At 30.5% G+C, this 620-nt stretch carries 1 protein-coding gene; it reads right to left on the bottom strand.

Annotated features, from left to right (window positions below; all coding sequences use genetic code 11):
- A partial coding sequence (locus tag D0X99_RS20330; protein ID WP_199708198.1) for a TlpA family protein disulfide reductase occupies positions 1-580 on the bottom strand: 580 nt, incomplete at its 3' end.
- Positions 581-620: the final 40 nt, after the last annotated feature.

The raw sequence follows: 620 nt of genomic DNA, 5'->3' as shown, positions 1-620 counted from the left end.
TATTTAACATGTTTACTGATTCAATACTATGTGGACAACTAATGGATGTAAAGTTTAGCAATATTACTTTTCCTTTATGACGGTTTAGTGAGAACGGTTGTCCATTTATTTCTTTCAAATTTAATTCAGGTGCTTTACTACCTTTTATAAGAAGTGGTTTTCTGTCTTTTAGTTTTTCGATCGTAAAATTAGAAGGGATAATATATGATGACAGGTCGGAAAGACCTTCTCTATTTATTTTATAATCATAAAAGTGAATTTCTGAATATGTATTGACAAACATATCCGTACCGTCTATAAACCCTTGCTGTTCGTTTCTGTACCAAATGGGCAAATAGCTTTCTTTGTCAATTAATACTTTTACAAATCGATATACTCTTTCATTCTTTTTTATAGTGTCAAGTCCTATAATTTCTATATTAAAATAGAGCTTACCGTTTATAGTACTATCATTATGAGTTATTACTGGAACATTTTTATTTAAGTCTTCTTTTAAGGCGCTAATTATATAAGGGAGTGATTTAAATCTTAATGTGGAAGCGTCAATTTCGCTGTGTATCCGATAGGTGAGATTGTTCAAGTCCATATGAATCAACTTGCGTCCATCATAGACTTCTAAA

The organism is Algoriphagus lacus (assembly GCF_003583985.1).
GTDB lineage: Bacteria > Bacteroidota > Bacteroidia > Cytophagales > Cyclobacteriaceae > Algoriphagus > Algoriphagus lacus.
Note: the sequence above shows the minus strand (reverse complement) of the source record. Positions and strands in the feature narration are given on the sequence as shown.